Source organism: Pedobacter deserti, assembly GCF_024436415.1.
Taxonomy (GTDB): Bacteria; Bacteroidota; Bacteroidia; order Sphingobacteriales; family Sphingobacteriaceae; genus Pedobacter; species Pedobacter faecalis.
Window position 1 is genome coordinate 431,713 of the sequence record NZ_JAFMZQ010000001.1, and the last position, 18,038, is coordinate 449,750.

General features: G+C 45.6%; 17 protein-coding genes. 6 read left to right on the forward strand and 11 right to left on the reverse strand.

All coding sequences use genetic code 11. The features are described 5' to 3' along the window. Nucleotides 1-681 carry a YiaD family glycine zipper/OmpA-like lipoprotein gene (locus J3P40_RS02005; protein WP_256002327.1) on the forward strand — a complete coding sequence of 227 codons (681 nt, stop codon included), beginning with the start codon at nucleotides 1-3 and terminating at the stop codon, nucleotides 679-681. A 73-nt stretch (nucleotides 682-754) separates the two neighbouring features. Here the strand turns inward: J3P40_RS02005 and J3P40_RS02010 are convergent, their stop codons facing one another. Beyond that, nucleotides 755-1,099: a hypothetical protein gene (locus J3P40_RS02010; protein WP_256002330.1), complete on the reverse strand. Its 345-nt coding sequence runs from the start codon at nucleotides 1,097-1,099 to the stop codon at nucleotides 755-757. A 76-nt stretch (nucleotides 1,100-1,175) separates the two neighbouring features. On the opposite strand from J3P40_RS02010, the gene J3P40_RS02015 reads away from it, so the two are divergent. Further along, nucleotides 1,176-2,195 (forward strand): Gfo/Idh/MocA family protein, encoded by a 1,020-nt coding sequence (locus tag J3P40_RS02015; RefSeq protein WP_256002333.1) that lies wholly within the window; start codon nucleotides 1,176-1,178, stop codon nucleotides 2,193-2,195. Here the strand turns inward: J3P40_RS02015 and J3P40_RS02020 are convergent. Continuing rightward, nucleotides 2,192-3,175: an alpha/beta fold hydrolase gene (locus J3P40_RS02020; RefSeq protein ID WP_256002335.1), complete on the reverse strand. Its 984-nt coding sequence runs from the start codon at nucleotides 3,173-3,175 to the stop codon at nucleotides 2,192-2,194. The two genes, J3P40_RS02015 and J3P40_RS02020, sit on opposite strands and share 4 nt — an antisense overlap. Nucleotides 3,176-3,359: 184 nt before the next feature. On the opposite strand from J3P40_RS02020, the gene J3P40_RS02025 reads away from it, so the two are divergent. Continuing rightward, nucleotides 3,360-3,752 (forward strand): response regulator transcription factor, encoded by a 393-nt coding sequence (locus J3P40_RS02025; protein ID WP_256002337.1) that lies wholly within the window; start codon nucleotides 3,360-3,362, stop codon nucleotides 3,750-3,752. Between the two features lie 3 nt (nucleotides 3,753-3,755). Here the strand turns inward: J3P40_RS02025 and hisS are convergent, their stop codons facing one another. From hisS to pdhA, 3 genes are all read right to left on the reverse strand, one after another. Then, complete coding sequence (hisS, locus tag J3P40_RS02030; protein WP_256002340.1) at nucleotides 3,756-5,150, reverse strand: histidine--tRNA ligase; 1,395 nt, start codon at nucleotides 5,148-5,150, stop codon at nucleotides 3,756-3,758. Between the two features lie 80 nt (nucleotides 5,151-5,230). After that, nucleotides 5,231-6,886 carry a dihydrolipoyl dehydrogenase family protein gene (locus J3P40_RS02035; protein WP_256002343.1) on the reverse strand — a complete coding sequence of 552 codons (1,656 nt, stop codon included), beginning with the start codon at nucleotides 6,884-6,886 and terminating at the stop codon, nucleotides 5,231-5,233. Nucleotides 6,887-6,914: 28 nt separating this feature from the next. Then, the gene (gene pdhA / locus J3P40_RS02040) at nucleotides 6,915-7,910 is read right to left on the reverse strand and encodes a pyruvate dehydrogenase (acetyl-transferring) E1 component subunit alpha (protein WP_256002345.1); all 996 of its coding nucleotides are present in this window, start codon (nucleotides 7,908-7,910) and stop codon (nucleotides 6,915-6,917) included. A gap of 233 nt (nucleotides 7,911-8,143) precedes the next feature. Between pdhA and J3P40_RS02045 the strand changes: the two genes are divergently transcribed. Continuing rightward, the gene (locus tag J3P40_RS02045; protein WP_256002348.1) at nucleotides 8,144-8,698 is read left to right on the forward strand and encodes a C40 family peptidase; all 555 of its coding nucleotides are present in this window, start codon (nucleotides 8,144-8,146) and stop codon (nucleotides 8,696-8,698) included. A 14-nt stretch (nucleotides 8,699-8,712) separates the two neighbouring features. On the opposite strand, the gene J3P40_RS02050 is transcribed toward J3P40_RS02045, so the two are convergent. The 3 genes from J3P40_RS02050 to J3P40_RS02060 all read right to left on the reverse strand — a co-directional run bounded on the left by J3P40_RS02050 (nucleotide 8,713) and on the right by J3P40_RS02060 (nucleotide 11,847). After that, nucleotides 8,713-8,898: a hypothetical protein gene (locus J3P40_RS02050; RefSeq protein WP_256002351.1), complete on the reverse strand. Its 186-nt coding sequence runs from the start codon at nucleotides 8,896-8,898 to the stop codon at nucleotides 8,713-8,715. 38 nt (nucleotides 8,899-8,936) lie between these two features. Then, nucleotides 8,937-11,078, reverse strand: coding sequence for a carboxy terminal-processing peptidase (locus tag J3P40_RS02055; RefSeq protein ID WP_256002354.1), 2,142 nt, complete (start codon nucleotides 11,076-11,078; stop codon nucleotides 8,937-8,939). 94 nt (nucleotides 11,079-11,172) lie between these two features. Beyond that, the gene (locus J3P40_RS02060; protein WP_256002356.1) at nucleotides 11,173-11,847 is read right to left on the reverse strand and encodes a tetratricopeptide repeat protein; all 675 of its coding nucleotides are present in this window, start codon (nucleotides 11,845-11,847) and stop codon (nucleotides 11,173-11,175) included. 130 nt (nucleotides 11,848-11,977) lie between these two features. Between J3P40_RS02060 and J3P40_RS02065 the strand changes: the two genes are divergently transcribed. Then, complete coding sequence (locus J3P40_RS02065) at nucleotides 11,978-12,655, forward strand: hypothetical protein (protein ID WP_256002359.1); 678 nt, start codon at nucleotides 11,978-11,980, stop codon at nucleotides 12,653-12,655. 5 nt (nucleotides 12,656-12,660) lie between these two features. On the opposite strand, the gene J3P40_RS02070 is transcribed toward J3P40_RS02065, so the two are convergent. Both J3P40_RS02070 and fumC read right to left on the reverse strand, forming a co-directional pair. Continuing rightward, a complete protein-coding gene (locus tag J3P40_RS02070; RefSeq protein ID WP_256002362.1) occupies nucleotides 12,661-13,167 on the reverse strand; it encodes a fumarate hydratase in 507 nt (168 codons plus the stop codon). A 1-nt stretch (nucleotide 13,168) separates the two neighbouring features. Continuing rightward, nucleotides 13,169-14,566 (reverse strand): class II fumarate hydratase, encoded by a 1,398-nt coding sequence (gene fumC / locus J3P40_RS02075; protein WP_256002364.1) that lies wholly within the window; start codon nucleotides 14,564-14,566, stop codon nucleotides 13,169-13,171. A gap of 140 nt (nucleotides 14,567-14,706) precedes the next feature. Here fumC and J3P40_RS02080 point away from each other — a divergent pair, with 140 nt between their 5' ends. Next, nucleotides 14,707-15,927 carry a serine hydrolase domain-containing protein gene (locus J3P40_RS02080; RefSeq protein WP_256002367.1) on the forward strand — a complete coding sequence of 407 codons (1,221 nt, stop codon included), beginning with the start codon at nucleotides 14,707-14,709 and terminating at the stop codon, nucleotides 15,925-15,927. Here the strand turns inward: J3P40_RS02080 and recG are convergent, their stop codons facing one another. Beyond that, the gene (recG, locus tag J3P40_RS02085) at nucleotides 15,928-18,033 is read right to left on the reverse strand and encodes an ATP-dependent DNA helicase RecG (RefSeq protein ID WP_256002370.1); all 2,106 of its coding nucleotides are present in this window, start codon (nucleotides 18,031-18,033) and stop codon (nucleotides 15,928-15,930) included. Nucleotides 18,034-18,038 lie beyond the last annotated feature (5 nt).

An 18,038-nucleotide genomic window follows, 5' to 3' on the forward strand; every position in this document is an offset into this window, starting at 1 on the left:
ATGACAACATCGAGATTTAAAATAGCCACTTTCAGTATGGCGATAGCCATCGGGGCGATGACATTGCAAGGTTGCGACAGTATGACCAAGACACAAAAAGGCGCGGGAATCGGTGCTGCAACGGGAGGTGTGATTGGTGCTATCATTGGAAAGAAAGCAGGTAACACGGCGGTTGGTGCAGTAATCGGCGCTGCAGTGGGCGGTACTGCTGGGGGTTTCATTGGTAAGAGAATGGACAAGCAGGCTGCCGAGATCCAAAATGCTATTCCGAACGCTGAAGTCATTCGTGAAGGAGAAGGTATTATTGTTAAGTTCGACAGTGGTATCTTGTTTGGTTTCGATAAATCGGACCTCACCGCACAAGCGAAGACTAACGTTCAGGCCCTGGCCAGTTCATTAAATCAGTATCCGAATACCGACATTAAGATCATCGGTCATACAGACAACAAGGGATCAGAAAGCTACAATCAGGGTCTTTCAGAAAGAAGAGCGGCAGCAGTTAAAGCTTATGCGATTTCACAGGGTGTGCCTTCATCGCGCCTGATCACAATTGGAAAAGGATTCTCCGAGCCTATTGCAGATAATGCTACTGAAGATGGGCGCGCGGCCAACCGAAGAGTTGAGGTGGTTATCGTTGCGAACGATAAGTTAATTCAGGAAGCTAAGCAACAAGGCAAATAATCGGCATTTCCATCTACCTATTGAAAAAGGCTCCATTATGACAATGGGGTCTTTTTCATTTTAATACAGCTGGTTACTCGTATATGTCCTCGAAATAATGAATGGCCAGCGACTTTAGTAAAAGCTCCTGCTCCATTAATGCGTATGAAGGGACGGCTTTCACCAGCTTCCAATGGGGCCAGCCATCCTGGTCCAGACCCTCCAGTTCGTAAAAACCCATTTCGCTAAGCAGGCGGCAGGTAGCGATGTGCATGAGTTCTTCTTTTTGACGCTTGCTGTATTTGCCTGGTCCTTTTCCCAACTCCTGAACACCTATTAAAAACAAGACCACCTTCAAATCAGGTTCCTCGGATTCGAAATCTTGGGCGATCCTTCTTTGCAATTCTTTCCACTTGGTATGTATTTCTGCAGGCTTCATAATGCAAATGTACGACACCTTTCAGCTTTCTCGTTATAAATTAGCTTGGCGCTGGATGATTTACTATTTTTAGCCTATGAATAGACAAATAACTACAGGCCTGATGGCTTATGGCATGTCGGGGAAGGTGTTTCACGCTCCCTTTGTACATGCGCATCAGGGCTTCCATTTTCATGCGGTTACAGAACGCAGCAAAAAAGCTGCTGCAGGCGACTACCCCGGGCTAATTAGCTATGATACTATTGATGAGTTGATAGCCGACGAGCGCATCGAGCTGATGATCATCAACACCCCCAATTATACGCATTACGATTATGCAGCCAGATGTTTACGGGCGGGTAAGCACATCCTTGTTGAGAAGCCTTTTACCGCGACTTCGGCAGAAGCGCTGGAGTTATTTGCTTTGGCGGAGTCTGTTGGCCGGAAAATTCTGTTTTATCAAAACCGGCGCTGGGACAGCGACTTCAGAGCGGTTAGGGAGGTTATAGACAGCGGTAGACTGGGTAAACTTAACGAAGTTCACTTCCGCTACGATAGATACAGGGCAGCAATTGGCCCGAAGACTTTTAAGGAAGAACCGTATGCTGCAAGCGGCCTGATGTATGACCTTGGCCCGCACTTACTGGATCAGGCGATCAGTGTATTTGGCAAGCCGCTTTCTTTTCATAAGATACTGGGAATGAACCGGGAGAACACGCGCGTGGATGATTATTTCTCTATCCATTTAAGCTATCCAGACAGCGTAAACGTGTTTGTGCACGCTAACTTATTATTGGCGGATCCTTTGCCGGCCTTTGTGGTCCACGGCAATCTTGGCTCACTTCATAAGGTGAGGGCCGATAGTCAGGAAGAGCAGTTGCTGGGAGGCATGAAGCTGGACAACGATACCTATGGTATAGAAGCGGCTGGCACAGCCGGCAAGCTTACTTTGGTTGACCAGTCGGGAAACAAGACTGTCGAAACAGTTCCTTCGCTCCGCGGAAATTACCTGGACTTGTTTGAAGCCGTATACCAAAACATAGTGAATGACGTCCCATACCCGGTAAGCCCTGATCAGGTCATTGCTCAACTGGAAATTCTGGAAGCCGCCAACTAAAGGCTTCCCAGAAGTGACACATTGAACTCTGTGGGTATCTCGATATGGGGGATATGTCCGCACGCGTCGAATTCTACGATTTTGGCGCCGGGGATTTTAGCTGCGGTTTGCTTGCCTAAAAGTGTATAACGCCCATATAAAGCTTGCTGATCGGGTGTTAACAAGCCCTTCCCCACGATCGTGCGGTCTTGTTTCCCGATAAAAAGCACCGTAGGAACCTTGATGTTGTAGAATTCATATACTACCGGCTGTTCATAAATCATAGTATATGTTAGCGCAGCAACCCTGGCCCACCTGGGGAAGTCTGCGCTCGCCGTAACTCCGGCAGCAATGTTCACCAGTTCTTCATATTCAGGTTTCCAGACGGTGAAATAAGAACTCTGATAATACCGTCTGATGCTTTCTGCGGTCGATTTCAACTCGGTGCGGTACTGCTCTTCCGTGGTTATATAAGGTACGAAACGCCGGTAGTCTTCGAGACCGATAGGGTTCTCCAAGAGCAATTTCTCGGTACGCTCCGGATACATCAAGGCAAAACGCGTGGCAAGCATTCCGCCCATCGAGTGGCCGAGCACGCTTGCCCGCTGGATCTTCAAGGTATCAAGAAGTGCTTTGTTCCAGCGCGCCATTTGATGGAAACTATAATGTATGAATGCTTTTGACGACCTACCAAATCCAATCTGATCCGGCACGATAACCCTGAACCCGCGATCGGTTAGCGCCTTTATAACATTAGTCCAGTAATATCCACCGAAGTTCTTTCCATGAAACAATACGACAGTTCTGCCGTTGCTTATCCTGCCAGGCATGATATCCATGTAGGCCATCCGGAGATCCTGGCCCTCGGTATGCACCGGAAAGAACTTTACCGGGTGAGGATAACCTACATTTTCAAGGGTTACAGATAAGGTGTCTGATTTTTGTGCAAACGCTGATAACGAGAAGAGCAGCGACAATACAAAGGATATTCTTTTCAACATGGCTGTTTATTAACTTCAAACAATTTAATCTGTATAAGGTTATAAACATATTTAAAAAAACTATCAAACACAATGTGAGGGTCTTTAAACTCCACCAATGCGCATTAATTTTGTTTATTAGTTTTAAAAAAAATATAAACAATCTAATTTCTTAATATATTTGTATTCAACAAATTAATCTGACTTGGCAAAGGGCACCGCAGTTTACAAAAACATTTTGGTCATCGAGGATAATCATGCGATTCTTGACGTGATCACGCTTATTTTACAGAGCGAAGCGTACAAAGTATCTGGCTTCAACAAAAGCGCAGACATGATGTCGCATATTGAAGCCTCAAAGCCGGATCTGATTATACTCGATATCATGTTACCAGACGGGGACGGGAGAGATCTGTTGAAACAAATCAGGTCTGAAGAAAAAACGGCACATATTCCTGTGCTGATGATATCGGCACGATACACAGCGGAAAATATACAGCATGGTGAGTTTAAACCCAATGGCTTTCTAGCTAAACCGTTCGATATTGACGATCTGCTGGACAAGATCGAAGGCATTCTATCCGGAAAATCTTACTAAATATCAGTCAGCCTTACTGGCCTGAAGTAAAGCGACAATTGAGTCGATCGACAGGCGTTTTTGATCGCCGCTTTGCATGTCTTTTAAAGTAAGCTGCCCGTCTGTCATCTCTTCACTTCCTATCAGGATCACATACGGAATATTTTTAGAGTCAGCATAACCCATCTGTTTTTTCAGCTTCGCGTGAGATGGATAGAGCTCAGCACTGATTCCGGCTGTACGTAGTCGCTTGAGTAATGGCAACGCGTATCTTTCGGCTTCTGCATCGAAATTACTGATCAGGACCTGCGTACCGGTCAGCACCGATTCTGGAAACAGATTCAATTCTTCAAGCACGTCATAGATACGGTCGGCCCCAAATGATATCCCTACGCCGGTAAGTCCCTTTAAACCAAACATGCCCGTCAGGTTATCGTACCGACCGCCGCCGCCGATACTGCCGATGCTTACCTGATTGGCTTTTACTTCGAAGATGCAGCCCGTATAGTAATTTAACCCGCGGGCTAGGGTTACATCCAGGTCAACATTACCCGCAAGGTCATTATCTCCGGACAATAAGCTAAGGTATTCAAACACCTGCCGCAGCTCGCTCAGACCCTCTGTACCTATAGGTGAAGACGACAATACCATATCCAGGTTCTCCAGCTTCTGCGTAACGGATCCCGAAAGCAAAATAATTGGCCTTAGCTTTTCGATGTCGGAAGCTGAAAACCCTCTCTCAATAAGTTCAGCAATTACACCATCTAATCCGATTTTATCGAGTTTATCAATGGAAATGGTCATGTCAACGATCAAGTCCGGCTTACCTAAGATCTCAGCGATTCCAGACAATATCTTGCGATTATTTATTTTTATAGTGAAATCATTCAGCCCGAGATTAGTCAGCGCCTCCTGGTAGATCAGAACGAACTCAGCTTCATTGAGCAAACTCTCCGAACCGACTACATCGGCATCACATTGGTAAAATTCCCTGTAACGACCTTTTTGCGGCCTATCTGCCCGCCATACAGGTTGTACCTGATAGCGTTTAAAGGGAAAGGAAATATCTGCCTGGTGCATCACCACATATCGCGCAAACGGAACAGTTAAGTCATATCTGAGCGCCTTCTCTGTAATTGACGGGAGAAGAATGTTGCTTGTTCGACTGTTGAGGATGTCAGCATCCACCTTCGATAGAAAGTCTCCGCTGTTCAATATTTTAAAGATCAGTTTGTCTCCCTCGTCACCATACTTACCCGTTAGTGTTGACAGATTCTCCATGGAAGGTGTCTGTATCTCAGCATAGCCATATTTTCTGAAAACCCTTTTAATGGTTTCAAAAATATAATTACGTCTAACCATCTCCTTTGGAGAAAAATCGCGGGTTCCTTTTACTAATGAGGGTTTAATACTCGACATGGCGCAAAAATACAAAAACTAACAGGCATAAAAAAAGGTTGCCCTGTGCGAGGGCAACCTTTTATTTATAAAGATCATTATTATGCAAGCAATCTGATCGGCTCTTCCAGTAGACCCTTTAGGGTTTGAAGGAAAGCGGCACCAGTGGCCCCGTCAACTACGCGATGGTCGCATCCTAATGTCAGCTTCATCACGTTTCCTGGAACGACAGCGCCGTTTTTCACAACAGGTACCTGCTGAATTGCTCCTACAGATAAAATAGCACCATCGGGAGCGTTAATGATTGAAGTAAACTCGTCAATACCGAACATACCAAGGTTAGACACGGTAAAGGTTGAGCCTTCCCAGTCCGACGGCTGCAGTTTCTTAGCCTTCGCCTTTTGTCCGTATTCTTTCACTTCTGCAGAAATGTGGGATAATGATTTACCGTCTGCAAAGCGAACTACCGGAACTAACAAGCCATCCTCAACAGCCATAGCCACACCAATGTTCGTGTGCTCGTTGAAGCGGATCTTATCACCACCCCATGACGAGTTGACCGCAGGATGCTTTTTAAGTGCGACAGCAACTGCCTTGATTACGATATCATTAAATGATACTTTAACAGGCGCAACCGCATTTATCGCTGTGCGCGCTGATATGGCACTATCCATATCTACGCTAATGGTGAGATAAAAATGAGGTGCGGTAAATAAACTTTCTGACAAACGCTTCGCGATCACTTTACGCATCTGTGAAACAGGCTTCTCAGTAAATCTTTCTTCACCTACAAACTGTGGTATCACTGGCGCAGCCGACTTTCCTGTGTCTGCACCCGTGGTAGCTTCTGTTTTTGTAGAACCAGCCTCAGGTTTAAAGCTTTCGACATCCTTTTTTATAATACGTCCGCCGTCCGCGCTGCCTGCAACCTGTGTCAGGTCAATACCTTTCTCGAGCGCAATCCGTCTGGCAAGCGGAGATGCCTTAACGCGATCGCCTGTTCCCGAGACTACGGCCTTCTCTTCTTTATGATCAACTGAGCGGGCGTCGGAACCAGCAGCAGGCTTCTCTTCCTTAGCGGAAGCAGCCGGCTTAACATCGCCTTGATTTAAAATGCCGCTTATGTCTGTACCTTCAGGTCCTACAATGGCAATAATGCCATTGACTTTTGCCGCCTGGCCTTTTTCAACGCCTATATGTAAAAGTGTTCCTGACGCATAGCCCATCACCTCCATCGTTGCCTTGTCGGTTTCAACATCGGCCAGTATATCGTCGTCCTTCACCTTATCTCCCACTTTCTTGTGCCATTCAGCAATAACACCTTCTGTCATTGTATCACTAAGCAGAGGCATGCGGATTACACTAACACCCATTTTCTCCAGATCCTGCTCTGAAAGTCCCCCGGATGCCGGTGCATTGCCTGCTGAACTATCTGGCCCATCTTCAGACTTACCAGCCGGTTCAGATTCAGCTCCTGACGGCTTGTCTTCGGATGCTAAAAGCGCTTTATAATCTTCACCTTCCTTGCCTACTACTGCGATAACGGCGTCAACAGGCACTGCCTTACCTTCTTCCACACCAATATATAATATGGTGCCATCCCAGTAAGATTCCAGATCCATGGTCGCCTTGTCAGTCTCAACCTCAGCAAGAACGTCTCCGCTTTTTATCTTATCGCCAACTTTTTTATGCCACTTAGCCATAACCCCCTCGGTCATGGTGTCGCTCATTTTTGGCATTCTAATTATTTCAGCCATCTTAATATCTCTTGAAATGCGTGTGTAATTAATCTAAAACGTAAGGATAGTCCTGCTGTGCGTAAACATCTTTATAAAGCTCCGCAGCTTCCGGCCATGGCGACTCTTCGGCAAACTTCACTGACTCATCAACAATCTCTTTCACGCGGGACTCAATGCCTTCAATCCATGCTTCGTCAGCATATTTCTCCTTTAATATAACTTCCCTTACTTTTTCGATAGGGTCTTTAGATTTATAATCCTCAAGTTCTTCTTTTGTCCTGTATTTAGCAGGATCTGACATGGAATGTCCGCGGTAACGATACGTGCGCATTTCAAGGAAGGTGGGGCCTTCACCGTTTCTTGCCCGCTGGAACGCTTCATCCATAGCGTTATGTATGGCTACCGGATCCATACCATCTACCGGTGCACAAGGCATATCGAAGCCGAGACCAATCTTATAAATATCGGTCATATTGGTAGTGCGCTCCACAGATGTACCCATTGCATATCCGTTATTTTCACAAACGAATACTACAGGCAGCTTCCAAAGCATAGCCATGTTAAATGCCTCATTAAGCGCCCCCTGGCGAACGGCGCCATCACCCATGTAACATACGTTTACGTTAGATGTTCCCTTGTATTTTTCTGCAAAAGCAATCCCTGCCCCCAAAGGAATTTGCCCGCCCACGATTCCGTGTCCGCCGTAGAAATTATGTTCCTTACTGAAGAGGTGCATAGAACCACCCTTGCCTTTCGAGCAGCCAGTGGCCTTTCCATACATTTCAGCCATGATTGAATTAGCACTCACACCCAGAGCCAGCGCGTGAGCATGGTCCCGATACGCCGTAATCATAGAGTCTCCCTTCTGCATAGCTGACACAGCTCCTGCAACGACAGCTTCCTGACCGATATATAAATGGCAAAAACCCCTTATTTTCTGTTGCCCGTATAGCTGACCTGTTTTCTCTTCGAACTTGCGCATAAGCAACATCGACTCAAACCACTTTAGATAAGTATCTTTATTAATTTCTACTGCACTCATTATTTGGGTATAGATTTATTTTACGCTAGCAAATCTAGTTTTTTATTGCAACATTAGGAAGAAAATGATTGTAAATTGAACACTAAGCCTACGAATATGTGGATAACTTTCAGGATTTTGCAACGGGCGTTTGCATAAGGTTGCTAAAATATATATGTTTGCTATCCAAACAATAAGCCTTAAAGGTTTACGTTAGAGTGTAAGTTGCTTTTTACCAAACTTAACCGAACAACATGACAAAAAAGTTCTTCTTGTCTGTAGCATTGTTTTCGTGCACTGTATTTGCCGCAAATGCACAAACAAAAGCTAAACAAACCAGCAAACTGGCAGATCCGGACAACCTGGCTTCTCAATATTTTTCTCAGGTTATGGGTGTGGCAGTGGATGCTACTTCAAACATAAAGCTTTACAAGTTCATATATGAGTGGATAGGAACCCCTTACCGTTTTGGCGGCAATACGGAGAAAGGGATAGACTGTTCGGCTTTCACCAAGGCTATCTACGATAAAGTTTTCAACACAACGATACTCCGGAATTCAAGAGATATTTTCAGCATGGTAGACCCGCTTCCTAAAAGTGAACTAAAGGAAGGCGATCTTGTTTTTTTTAAAATAAAAAGCAGAAGCATCACCCATATCGGGATTTATCTTGGAGACAACCGTTTTGCGCATGCTTCTTCTACAAGGGGTGTCGTTATAAGTAACTTAAACGAGCCTTATTACTCCAGGTATTTCTACAAAGGCGGGCGTATTATAGACGCTGTGCAGTCAGAGCTTATTGAAGAATAGCGGCCTAGGCATACCTAAGCCGCATCTTTAGTGTTCTTAACCAAGCCAATCCCGGAAAAGAAAAAGATCACTCCGATTGCCGCAATCACCACAAGTTCTCTTACCTGAATGGATTGATTAACAAATCCATAACCAGCGTAAATAAGCCCGATGATCCCCAGGATTGTCAGGATCGTCCCAAATGTTCGTTTAACGTTCATAGCATAGATGTTTTCCTACGCTATGCAATTTCTATGCCTTATTTGGATATGCCAGATAGGCGAAGCAGGTCGCCCATAATCTGCATGCTTTCATCAAGCACAAAATCGGAGCTCTCTTCTTTGGTCGCCTTATCCCCCTTTTTTAAAGGAGCAAGCCCACGCGAGACGCGCAACTGATTCGTTCTGGCCAATGCCTTTGCTTCCTGGCTGTCACGTTCGGCTTTGAGTTTCGCCTCGTTTAAACTTACAGACACTTCCGACTGACGCTTCTGTACATCTGCAATATCTTCCTGAAGCATTTTGTACTCAAGAGAATTTTTCATTCGCTCGTTGTGCGCATTTAACAATTCCGCTTTTACCGGCCCCAGGTTTGCCACGGGCTTAAAGTCAGAGGGCTTGATCTCGTCCCATGGCAGGGCAGATTTCTCTGTGTCCTCCCCAATTTTATCCATAGGATAAAGCGACGGAAACTGGATATCCGGGATAACACCTTTATGCTGGGTACTGCTTCCGGTAACCCTGTAAAACTTAGCCATGGTTAAGTTGATTTGCCCAAGCTGAGGCACTTCGCGTCCTGAAGCAGGAGCGTTTTTACCTACCAGCGCAGCGAGTCTTTGCAAAAGAGACGGGTTCACCAGCTGACTCATGTCAATTGAAGATTGAACCGTTCCCTTTCCGAAGGTCTGGGTTCCCATAATGATTCCCCGTCCATAGTCTTGAATAGCACCTGCGAAAATCTCTGAGGCCGAGGCACTAAGGCGGTCCACCATAACACCAAAAGGACCATTCCAGGCCATACCGGCATTGTTGTCTTCGTTCACCTCTACATTTCCTTTCAAATCTCTTACCTGAACAACGGGACCACGGTCTATAAATAACCCGGTTAAATCAATCGCCTCTACCAGCGATCCTCCGCCGTTGGCCCTCAGGTCCATAACGATGGCATCAACCTTATCCAGGTTTTTAAGCGTATCGATTAACAAACGCACGTCGCGGGTTGTACTCTTATAGTTGGGATCGCCTGCTCTTGCAGCCTTGAAATCTGCATAAAAGCCAGGAACTGTTATGACACCCATTTTGTACGACCTGCCGCCCGACTGGATCGTTTCTACCTTTTTCTTCGCCGAAAGCTCTTCCATGACAATTCGCTCGCGCACAAGTTCGATGATGACTGGCTTTGATGACATTTCCTGACCCACCGGGATGATCTTTAATCTTACTTTAGTTCCTTTTGGTCCTTTGATTTTTGCGACAGAGTTTTCAATCCTCCACCCAATAATGTCCTCAAATTCTCCGTTTCCTTGCGCAACAGCTATTATCCTGTCGCCCGCGCTCAACAACTTACTTTTAAAGGCAGGTCCTCCAGGGATAACTTCAGCAATTTTCAGTATCTCGTTTTCCAACTGCAGGCGCGCACCGATCCCTTCAAATGACCTCGCCATATCTTCGTTAAACGCCTGGGCATTCACAGGATTAAAATAGTTGGTATGAGGGTCAACTGCTTCAGTAAATGCGTCCATCACCGTTTGAAAAACATCCTGATTATTAACCTTAGCCGATTGCGATTTGAGGTTTTCATAGCGTTTGGTTAATGTTTCGATGTTCTTGGCCGCATCGGCACTAGCTATCCTGAGGTTCACCAGATCATATTTAACACGTTTGCTCCACAAGGCCTGCTGCTCAGCCGCTGAAGTTGTCCAGGGCATCTTTTCCCGATCAAAAACATAAGTGTCATTTTGAGTAAAATCATACTTAGACTTTGCTTTTGCGAGCGCAAAATTGATAAACTGGCCGTACCGCTTTAAATAAACGTTAAAAATATAAAACGGAGCGGTTAGATCCCCGTTTCGAAAATCATCATCCAACTGGTATCTGAATTTTTCAAAGTCTTTGATATCAGAGGCAAGGAAATAATATCTGTATGGGTCCAGATCTTTGATGTACCGGTCGAGAACAACGGAAGATAACGAATCGTTAACCTTCAGCTTTTTATAATTATAATTTTCTATCAGTGCGACGATCTCCTTGCAGACCAAAGCCTGCTTTTCATCTGGCATGATATTATTTACCCCCTGAACAACCGGCTGCTGCTTTGGCGACGCCTGACATGCAAGCACAGCTGCAGTAAAAATAACCAGAAATACTCTCTTCAACATCTCTTTAAATAAATTAAAATCCATTTTTTATAATCACACTAATATGATACCAATTTTGCAAATAACGAACAATGAGACCGTAATAATACTGTCGCTCTTCTGTAATCTTCGATGTCGATCAACTTTTGCTCCGGTTTGCCTGGATGAGTGCCCTGGCTTGCTTAATCTTTGTCGCGTAACGGCTGTTGTTCGAAGCACGGGCCAGCGCTTCAGCCTGGTTAAGGTCATCAGAAGCCATACGATATTCTCTTTTACGAATCTTGACATTGGCTATGCCGAGCACAGATTCGATATGAGCACCGCTATTGCGTAGCTGCCTCGCTAAAATACCCTGCTGTGTGTAAAACCATAGCGATTGGGTTAATTGTTCGGAAGCCAGATAAATCCTGCCTAACTGCCCGTAAGATTCCATCTGACCCATCTTGCTACCCATTTTCGCATAGTTTTTCAATGCAACGTTTAAGACAACCTGTTCAGCTTCGACATAATGGTTCATCAGATAATGCACATTGCTTAATCTCATTAAAGCCAAACCATAACGTGACAGCTGGTTTGAACTGTTATACTCGAAGGCAGCCTTACTAAACAGGGTTATCGCTTCATCATACCTGCCGGAACGTTCGCTAAGTTCGGCATCGGAAAAATAGGCATTCCCTTCGCTTTCCAGGTTTGACACCACTATATTGACCGCTCCGAAAGCCGGGGATTCTTCTGAAAACTGCTGAGCCGTCTGCGCAACCCCTCCCAATCCAGACATCATTATAAAAATTGCCGCTAACACACTCTTATCCATAATGTAAAGATATAACAAAACTAATTAACAAAACACAGAAGCTTATAAATCTGTTAGACAGCGCCGGAGAACTACAGGATAGAGCAAACATTTGAAATTGTCGGCTTGTTTACACCAAAAAGAATACGCTATGCTTATTTTCATTCATACACCTCCAGACGGCGGAGCCGCATATGCCGAAACGAATATGGCGCGCTTGTTCCCTGAGCCGCTCAACGCACTTACTTCTTGTTTTTTTCTGGCCATCGCGATATACTGGACTATTAAGTTAAGAGGAGAATATAGAAAGCATCGGTTTCTAAGCATTGCATTGGCATTGCTTTATATCGGAGGTGTCGGCGGCACCATCTATCACGGCCTGCGGCAATGGGGATTCTTTATTATGATGGACTGGCTACCCATCCTCTTACTTTGCCTCTCGGCCGGTGTGTACTTTTTAGCGAAAATCGTCAAGTGGAGCCGGGCTTTATGGCTAATCGTTCTTTACGGCGCCCTTCAACTGGTACTCAGAGGATTAATGGCGCAAAACCCTCATCTCTTTATCAACATAAATTATGCGCTCATGGCCATGTTTGTTCTGCTGCCTGTTACGGCTTATTTAAAGCACACCGGCTGGGTACACGGGAAATGGGTAGGGATAGCTTTATTGTCGTTCATCCTGGCGCTTACCTTCCGGATCGCCGATAACTGGCTTCTCCTTGAATCGGGTACACACTTCCTTTGGCATACGTTTGGCGCACTCGCGTCCTTCAGCATGTTCAATTACATCTACCTGCTAAATGCAGAAAAAAGCGAACAGTACCGGTAGCTGTCTTACAGCGGCTGTGGAACACAAGCCTTTCGTTCTTTCAGGTTCATAGAAACAATCTTTTGATTGTCCGTACTTTCCAGATCGAGCGTGCTGTCCGACTTTGATAGTATCTTAAAGCTTCTGATGTATTGTCCGCTGTTATAGCATCCGCTGATTTTCTGTTTGTAGTTCGCTTTGGTATAAACGCCCGCAAGTAATAAGGTGTCGCCCCTGACGACATAAGTTCCTTTGGCATACTCCTGCCAGACCCCACTATTAAAGCAGGAATCGGCATAATAGTTTACTTTGGAATAGGTAGTGAGATCTAAATAGAAGGAATCACAGGTGAAACTAAACTTGTGAAGTGAATAATTCAGCCTTTCACCTGTGACTTTGGCGCTGTCCTGATCCCATTTACCTTGTAAAAAAGCTTCCCCATTGCCCTGTACATCGGGAAGTCTGGTACATGATCCGGTAAGACCGTACAAGGCTACCCCAACAAGCAGGACGCCAGTTCTTGAGACAAACATATTATTTCAAGCTTCCCACCATATCTTCAGGACGAACCCACTCATCGAATTGCTCGCTTGTAAGCAAGCCCAGTTCTAAAGCGGCTTCCTTTAAAGTCTTATTCTCCTTATGCGCTTTCTTTGCAATCTTAGCCGCGTTTTCATAACCTACATGAGGGTTTAAGGATGTCACCAGCATCAATGAATTTTCCAGGTGCTTCTTAAGTTCAGGCAGATTCGGTTCTATGCCTTCCGCACACTTATCGTTGAATGACACGCAGGCATCGCCAATCAGCCTGCCCGACTGCAGCACATTGGCAGCAATAACTGGCTTGAAGACGTTTAATTCAAAATGCCCGTTACTTCCTCCAATGCTTACCGTAACATCATTTCCTAACACTTGTGCACAAACCATCGTCAGAGCCTCTGGTTGGGTCGGATTAACCTTTCCAGGCATAATCGAGGATCCCGGCTCGTTGTCGGGTATAATAATTTCCCCTATACCACAGCGAGGCCCTGAACTCAGCATCCTGATATCGTTGGCAATCTTCATCAGTGAGACTGCGACCCGCTTATACGCTGCAGAGAGTTCTACCATGGCGTCATGCGCCGCAAGAGCCTCAAACTTGTTAGGAGCGGTTACAAACGGCAGACCCGTAAGCGCTGCAATCTTTGCGGCGACCAAGGTATCATAACCCTTCGGGGTATTCAGCCCTGTACCAACAGCCGTGCCGCCCAATGCCAGCTCACGCACCATTTCCAATGCGTTCTTAATTACCCGCAACCCGTTATCGATCTGTTGGACATAACCTGAAAACTCTTGCCCTAACGTCAGGGGAGTGGCATCCATAAAGTGCGTGCGACCGGTCTTTACAATATCCTTGAAACTGGCTGATTTTGCAGAAAGTGTTGCGCGAAGTTTCTCAAGTCCGGGAATTGTAATCTCAACCGCCTGCTTATATGCCGCGATATGCATGGCAGTCGGATAGGTGTCGTTTGAGGACTGTGACTTGTTCACATCATCATTCGGATGCAGAATCTTCTTTTCATCTTCCAGTGAACCTCCCTGAAGCACATGTGCCCGGTATGCAATCACCTCATTTGCATTCATATTGCTTTGTGTACCAGATCCAGTTTGCCAAATTACCAAAGGAAACTGGTCGTCAAGCTTTCCCTCTATAATTTCATCGCAGGCACTTGCTATAGCCTCAGCTTTTTCAGCAGAAAGCACTCCCAAATCCATATTAGCGTATGCCGCTGCTTTTTTCAGGTAGCCAAAGGCATAAATAATCTCCTTCGGCATGGATGCTTCAGGCCCAATCTTAAAATTATTCCTTGATCTCTCAGTTTGTGCACCCCAATATTTATCTGCAGGAACCTGCACTTCACCCATTGTATCACGTTCAATTCTAAAGCTCATTGTTTTCAAGTATTGTTTAAAGGCAAATTTAACTTTTAATGGCATACGTGAATGTAAAGTATTGGATAATGTTCAAAACTCTTTTGCGCTTTCAGGGTTATTTATGCTAATTTTCGGCCCTTTTACACGATCACACCTCAATGAAACACAGATTTTTGCTGGCTTCTATATTATTTGCTACGTTCTCTCTTGTATCCTGCTTAAGCTCAGAGACTAAGGGCGACCCTAAAGTGCGCACTAAAGAGGATGATAAAACAGACAGTCTGCTTCTTGTATACGACAGCAGTAAGGAAGACAAGTACGTTGCCGAATTTATGCAGCGCCTTCATACCAGGTCAGGATTTAACGGCAATGTGCTTGTTGCAAAAAAGGGCAGGATCATTTATCAGAAAGCCCTTGGCTGGGCCGACTACCTTCACCGGGATAGCCTGAAAACAGCATCCGAATTTGAATTAGCCTCAGTGTCGAAACCGTTTACAGGTACAGCCATTATGCAACTAGTGGAGCAGGGCAAACTATCTCTCGACGATGATGTGAAAAAGTTCTACCCCGATTTCCCCTATGACGGGATTACTGTAAGGTTACTGTTAAGCCATCGCAGCGGCATGATGAATTATGTTTATTTCATAGACGAGATATGGCGAAAAGAAAAGAGGGATATGAAAAAAGGTGTGTCTAATCAGGAGGTCATGAAGATCATTGCCGAGCGGAAACCGAACCCGTACGCCAAACCTGATACACGCTTCCATTATAATAACTCTAACTATATGGTTCTGGCAGCGATCGTTGAAAAAGTGACTGGGAAACTATACGCCGATTATATGATGGAACATGTGTTTAAGCCAGCAGGCATGAAAAACACGCATGTCTATTCAACGACTGTATACCCGAAAATACCGGTCGATGTCGTTGGCCACGACCGCAACTCATGGCGTTATTCAGTTGCCCAGAATTTTTTGGATGGCCCCGTAGGTGATAAAGGTATCTACAGTACAATTCATGATCTTTTGCTTTTCGACCATGCGCTCAGGAAGGGACGCCTGCTTAAAAAGGTCACCCTCGATTCGGCCTACAAAGGGCGAAACAAGCCGGTTAACGGTCACTTTAACTATGGCTACGGCTGGAGAATATTTGATGGAGAAGGCAACAGAAAGGTTGTGTACCATACGGGCTGGTGGCACGGCTTCCGCCACATTTATGTTCGCGACATCGACAAAGATATTGTGATCATTTTACTTGGCAATAAAGTAAATGGCAGTTTGCTTCATCTGGACGACCTGTACAAGCATCTCGGTGTGCCAGTCATCCGTAAGGGCGCATATAGCGGTGCTGGATCTGCGCCGGGAAGTGACGAAGACTGATCATGAAATTTTATTAAATCCGATCCCGGGATTTTTACGCTGAAGATAGGTTTTTAGCACGCCATTATCAGGATTCTCCAGCATAGGATCAGACTCCAATATCCGGGCAACCGTCGATCGCGCCTGTGTAAGGAGTGCCTGATCTGTAGTCAGGTCGGCAAGTTTAAGATTGAGCACCCCACTTTGCTGAGTACCAGACAAGTCACCCGGTCCACGTAGCTGCAGGTCAATTTCGGATATCTCGAACCCGTTATTGGTTTTCACCATGGTCTCGAGCCGAAGTTTGGCCTCTGCGCTCAACTTGTTACCAGACATCAGGATACAATATGACTGATCCGCGCCCCTTCCCACACGTCCCCGAAGCTGATGCAGTTGCGAAAGACCAAAGCGCTCGGCGTTTTCAATAACCATCACCGAAGCGTTAGGGACGTTAACACCAACCTCAATTACCGTAGTAGCAACCATAATCTGACTTTTACCGTCGATGAACTGCTGCATTTCAAACTGCTTATCAGCATTGCTCATCTTGCCGTGCACAATGCTGATTTGATAGTCAGGCCGGGGAAACTGATAACTCAATTGCTCAATGCCTGCTTCCAGATGCAGCAAATCAAGTTTTTCGCTCTCCTTTATCAAGGGGTAAACGATGTACACCTGCCTACCCTTAGCTATCTCCTGCCTCAAAAAACCAAACATCCTTAACCGCTGTCCCTCAAAAAAGTGCCTGGTATCAATCGGCTTCCTTCCTTTCGGCAGTTCGTCTATGACGGAGACGTCCAGATCACCATACAAGGTCATGGCGAGTGTGCGCGGGATCGGTGTAGCTGTCATAACAAGTATATGGGGTGGAATGGAACTCTTCCTCCATAACCTGGCGCGCTGCTCCACACCGAACCGGTGCTGCTCGTCTATGACGACGAGACCAAGATTGTTAAACACTACCCGATCTTCAATGAGTGCATGCGTCCCGACCAATATATCGATCTCTCCTGATTCCAAAGCTTTATGTAAGGCTGCACGCTCCTTTTTGGCCGTACTTCCGGTCAGAATTGCCACGTTTACAATCCTTTCTTTCAATAGGCTTTGGATCGACTCGAAATGCTGTCGTGCCAGGATCTCAGTTGGCGCCATCATACAAGCCTGGAAACCATTATCAGCTGCTAGAAGCATGCTGATTAAAGCGACCGCGGTTTTACCGCTACCAACATCTCCCTGGACAAGCCTGTTCATTTGACGCGCCATTTGCGTATCATGCCTGATCTCCCTGATAACCCTTTTCTGCGCTGCAGTCAGTTCAAACGGGAGGAGCTCGTGGTAAAACGTATTGACTTTGCTGCCAACACGACCAAACGGATGGCCAAGAAAGCGAAGTTCCCGATCCTTCTTCGCATACAGCATCTGAAGTTGGATGAAAAATAACTCTTCAAATTTCAGTCGCCGCAATGCCGACTGAAGCATATCCTGAGTTTTGGGAAAATGGACGTTGAGTATCGCCGTATTCCTCGACACCAAGCCTTCCTGCCTCAACACGTAAGTTGGAATAGTCTCTCTCAGTTCGGAAAAACATTGCTCCAAAAGCTGCATCTGTAACTTCTGGATGCCCTTGCTGTCGAGCATAAATTTCTTTAGTTTTTCCGTAGAAGAATAGACAGGCTGCAAACTCAGATTACCCACCGCATCCTGTCTTCTGGGATAAGTCTCCATTTCGGGATGGGCAATACTGTACATATTGTTAAAAAGCGTCGGTTTGCCGAAAGCAATATAAACCTTCCCTACCGAAACCTGTTCGTCTACCCATTTTAAGCTTTGGAACCATACCAGTTCCATAGCGCCTGTCTCATCCCCGAACCGTACAACGATGCGCTTCTTACTTTTTTCGCCAATCAATTCCTTGCGGACTACCCTACCCACAATCTGCACGAAAGGCAGATCAGCGTTGAGTTCAGCCACTTTAATAAATCGCGTGCGGTCGATATAACGGAACGGATAGTACTCGAGCAGATGCGAGTAACTAAATATATTAAGCTCCTTCTGCAGGAGTTCAGCCCGCTTTGGGCCCACACCCTTAAGAAACTCAATCTGTGTATCTAGAATAGACGGGTACAAGGTAT

What these genes read in the sequence shown, in the direction of transcription:
- J3P40_RS02080 (WP_256002367.1), top strand. Translation starts at nt 14,707, where the DNA reads ATGAAACACAGATTTTTGCTGGCTTCTATATTATTTGCTACGTTCTCT.
- J3P40_RS02070 (WP_256002362.1), bottom strand. Translation starts at nt 13,167, where the DNA reads ATGTTTGTCTCAAGAACTGGCGTCCTGCTTGTTGGGGTAGCCTTGTAC.
- J3P40_RS02045 (WP_256002348.1), top strand. Translation starts at nt 8,144, where the DNA reads ATGACAAAAAAGTTCTTCTTGTCTGTAGCATTGTTTTCGTGCACTGTA.
- J3P40_RS02005 (WP_256002327.1), top strand. Translation starts at nt 1, where the DNA reads ATGACAACATCGAGATTTAAAATAGCCACTTTCAGTATGGCGATAGCC.
- J3P40_RS02015 (WP_256002333.1), top strand. Translation starts at nt 1,176, where the DNA reads ATGAATAGACAAATAACTACAGGCCTGATGGCTTATGGCATGTCGGGG.
- hisS (WP_256002340.1), bottom strand. Translation starts at nt 5,150, where the DNA reads ATGTCGAGTATTAAACCCTCATTAGTAAAAGGAACCCGCGATTTTTCT.
- J3P40_RS02020 (WP_256002335.1), bottom strand. Translation starts at nt 3,175, where the DNA reads ATGTTGAAAAGAATATCCTTTGTATTGTCGCTGCTCTTCTCGTTATCA.
- J3P40_RS02065 (WP_256002359.1), top strand. Translation starts at nt 11,978, where the DNA reads ATGCTTATTTTCATTCATACACCTCCAGACGGCGGAGCCGCATATGCC.
- J3P40_RS02035 (WP_256002343.1), bottom strand. Translation starts at nt 6,886, where the DNA reads ATGGCTGAAATAATTAGAATGCCAAAAATGAGCGACACCATGACCGAG.
- pdhA (WP_256002345.1), bottom strand. Translation starts at nt 7,910, where the DNA reads ATGAGTGCAGTAGAAATTAATAAAGATACTTATCTAAAGTGGTTTGAG.
- J3P40_RS02050 (WP_256002351.1), bottom strand. Translation starts at nt 8,898, where the DNA reads ATGAACGTTAAACGAACATTTGGGACGATCCTGACAATCCTGGGGATC.
- J3P40_RS02060 (WP_256002356.1), bottom strand. Translation starts at nt 11,847, where the DNA reads ATGGATAAGAGTGTGTTAGCGGCAATTTTTATAATGATGTCTGGATTG.
- fumC (WP_256002364.1), bottom strand. Translation starts at nt 14,566, where the DNA reads ATGAGCTTTAGAATTGAACGTGATACAATGGGTGAAGTGCAGGTTCCT.
- J3P40_RS02010 (WP_256002330.1), bottom strand. Translation starts at nt 1,099, where the DNA reads ATGAAGCCTGCAGAAATACATACCAAGTGGAAAGAATTGCAAAGAAGG.
- J3P40_RS02055 (WP_256002354.1), bottom strand. Translation starts at nt 11,078, where the DNA reads ATGGATTTTAATTTATTTAAAGAGATGTTGAAGAGAGTATTTCTGGTT.